We start from the raw sequence: 3150 nt of genomic DNA, 5'->3' as shown, positions 1-3150 counted from the left end.
CGGTCTTCAGGCGCGAGATCTGCGCCTTCGGCGTCAGGCGGCTGACGACCTGATCGTGCGAGGAGCCCTGGTCGACCGCGATCTTGACGTCGGGCGAGTTCAGCTCGGCCCAGCTCTTCGGCTTGAAGTCCTTCTTGCAGAGGATGCCGAAGGCGTTGTTGAAGACCGGCACCGAGAAATCGACCACCAGCGCGCGCTTCGGGGTCGGATTGAGACCGAAGAAGATGTCGATCTTGTTGGACTGCAGGTCCAGCACCGAGTTGCCCCAGGTGGTCTCGGTGATCTCGAGCTCGGCTTCCATGTCGTCGGCGAGCGCCTTGGCGATGTCGACGTAAAAGCCCTTCCACTGGCCGCTGGCGAGATCCTTCATGTAATAGGGCGCGCCGCCGGCGACCGCGCCGATCCGCATCTTCTTGCTGCGGCGGATACGGGCGAAGGTTGATTCGTTCGGATCGGCGGCCTGGGCAACAGCCGGGGACGCCAGTGCGCCCGCGGCCATCGCGCCAACGGCGCCAAGTCCGACAATCGATGCAACATCACGACGTGTAACCATTGGGATCAATCGCTTTTCTGGTTGAAGGGGAGTTCCGGCAGCGTTCTTAGCAAGGTGGTCTCATCAGCGAAAGCACAGCCTGTCGGCTGGGCAGATCCGGATTTGCCCGGATGCTGGGCAAACCCAACCCGTTCAGGCTGATACCCGCTTGCTTTCCGCTCCCTTTGGCCCCAAATAGGGACCGGGAGATTGGCGGTGGACGAGCCACTCGCCAACCGGGTCAGGTCCGGAAGGAAGCAGCCCTAACGAGGTCCGGATCGGGTCGCTCGTCAGTCTCCTACCTGTTTTTCCGAGCGAATTGCGCCGGCGGCCCTGCCGCTAGCGCGCTCCTTTCCGCAAGAGCCGGCCGAGAGAGATTTCATTGCGGATCGACCGATGACCGACGCTGGCGCCCCTCCCAATTCCAATAGCGCCAGCCAGGCTGGCACGCCCTACCGGGTGCTGGCGCGCAAATACCGCCCCTCCTCTTTCGACGATCTGATCGGCCAGGAGGCCGTGGTCCGCACCGTCTCCAACGCGTTCGAGACCGGGCGCATCCCGCAGGCCTGGATCCTCACCGGCGTCCGCGGCGTCGGCAAGACCACCACTGCGCGCATCCTGGCCCGTGCACTCAACTACGAGATGCCGGATGGCTCGGTGAAGGGCCCGACCATCCACATGCCGACACTCGGCGTGCATTGCCAGGCGATCATGGAAAGCCGGCACATGGACGTGCTGGAGATGGACGCGGCCTCGCATACCGGCGTCGACGACGTCCGCCAGATCAATGACAGCGTGCGCTACGCGCCAGCCAGCGCCCGCTACAAGGTCTACATCATCGACGAAGTCCACATGCTGTCGACGGCGGCGTTCAACGCCTTCCTGAAGACGCTGGAGGAACCGCCGGAGCACGCCAAGTTCGTGTTCGCGACGACGGAGATCCGCAAGGTTCCCGTCACGGTGCTGTCGCGCTGCCAGCGCTTCGATCTGCGCCGGGTCGAGGCCGACGTGCTGATGAAGCACCTTGCCAGCATCGCCGCGAAGGAAAGCGTCGAGATCGAGCCCGAGGCGCTCGGCATCATCGCGCGCGCCGCGGAAGGCTCCGTGCGCGATTCGCTGTCGCTGCTCGACCAGGCGATCGCGCATGCGGCAGGCACGGTGAAAGCCGATGCGGTCAGGCAGATGCTGGGGCTCGCCGATCGGACGCGTGTGATCGACCTGTTCGATTCGCTGGCGCGCGGCGACATCGCCGCCGCCTTCAAGGAGTTCCGCGACCAGTACGACGTCGGCGCCGATCCGATCGTCGTGCTCTCGGACCTCGCCGAGTTCGTCAATTTCGTCACCCGCGTGAAGATCGTGCCGGCGACCGCCGACAACGTCGCCTATGGCGAGACCGAGCGGGTGCGCGCGCGGGATTTCGCCTCGAAAATCTCGATGCGCGTGCTGTCGCGGATGTGGCAGATGCTGCTCAAGGGCATCACCGAGGTGCAGGCCGCGACGCGGCCGGCCGCGGCCGCCGAGATGGTGCTGGTGCGCATCGCCTATGTCGCCGACCTGCCGACGCCGGACGAGGCGATCCGGATGCTGGAGCAGAACGGCGGCGGCTCGCCGGTCGTGAGCGGCGGCAGTGCGGCACGCAGTGCGCCGGCTGCGCCGATGGCTTCCGCAGCGCCTGTTGCCCAGGCGGCGCCCATGCGCGCGCCGAGTTCGCCGTCATCGTTCGGCGGCGGCGCCCGGCCGCAGATGGCGGCGCCTGCGCCCGATCCGCAAGCCGCAGCACCCCAGCTGCGCATCACCAGCTTCACCCAGCTCGTCGCGCTCGCGGGGCAGAAGCGCGACCTCCTGACCAAGGGTGCGCTCGAAGCCGACATGCGTCTCGTCCGTTTCGAGGAGGGCCGGCTGGAGGTCGCGCTCGAGCCCAACGCCTCCAAGACCATGATCACCGAGCTCGCGCGCAAGTTCGAGCTCTGGACCGGCCGGCGCTGGACCGTGATCGTCTCCAACGAGCAGGGCCAGCCGACATTGCGTTCGGTGAACCAGGCCGCCAAGCAGGAGCATGCGCGTACCGCTGAGGCCGATCCGCGCGTGCAGGAGGTGCTGTCGCGCTTCCCCGGATCGAAGGTTGTCGAGGTCCGCAGGCTTGCCCCCGAGACGCCGGAATCCAATATTAACGCCGACTATGGCAGTGACGATCCGCCCGACGGTTCCGATACCGACGACGATCTCTGAGCCTATCTTTCCAAGGACACCCGACCTATGGCTGATTTTCTCGGCATGATGAAGCAGGCGGCGCAGCTGCAATCCAAGATGCAGGAGATGCAGGACGCGCTCGGCAATGTGGAGGTCGAAGGCATCTCCGGCGGCGGCCTCGTCGTGGTGCGCATGACCGCGAAGATGGACGTCAAGGGCGTGAAGATCGATCCCTCGCTGATGAAGGCGGAAGAGCGCGAGGTGCTCGAGGACCTGCTCGTGACCGCGCTCGGTGATGCCCGCCGCAAGGCGGAGGCCGCCGTGCAGGAGAAGATGCAGTCGCTCACCGGCGGGCTCGGCCTGCCGCCGGGGCTGTTCGGCCAGTAACATGGGCGCGGTTGCAGGTCCTGAAATCGAGCGGCTGGTGC

Annotated in this window: 3 protein-coding genes and 1 other RNA gene; 3 read left to right on the top strand and 1 reads right to left on the bottom strand. The window is 66.1% G+C overall.

Annotation, left to right across the window (positions count from 1 at the left end; all coding sequences use genetic code 11):
- A partial coding sequence (locus AC1D00_RS33525; RefSeq protein ID WP_477013616.1) for a transporter substrate-binding domain-containing protein occupies positions 1–553 on the bottom strand: 553 nt, incomplete at its 3' end.
- Positions 554–737: 184 nt separating this feature from the next.
- Here AC1D00_RS33525 and ffs point away from each other — a divergent pair.
- From ffs to AC1D00_RS33510, 3 genes are all read left to right on the top strand, one after another.
- An RNA gene (gene ffs, locus AC1D00_RS33520) (signal recognition particle sRNA small type) lies at positions 738–834 on the top strand.
- Positions 835–928: 94 nt separating this feature from the next.
- Positions 929–2761, top strand: coding sequence for a DNA polymerase III subunit gamma/tau (locus AC1D00_RS33515; RefSeq protein WP_404552346.1), 1833 nt, complete (start codon positions 929–931; stop codon positions 2759–2761).
- Between the two features lie 27 nt (positions 2762–2788).
- Complete coding sequence (locus AC1D00_RS33510; protein ID WP_011090837.1) at positions 2789–3109, top strand: YbaB/EbfC family nucleoid-associated protein; 321 nt, start codon at positions 2789–2791, stop codon at positions 3107–3109.
- Positions 3110–3150: the final 41 nt, after the last annotated feature.

The organism is Bradyrhizobium sp. P2_E8 (genome assembly GCF_056403875.1).
This window is presented reverse-complemented; position numbering and strand designations above follow the sequence as displayed.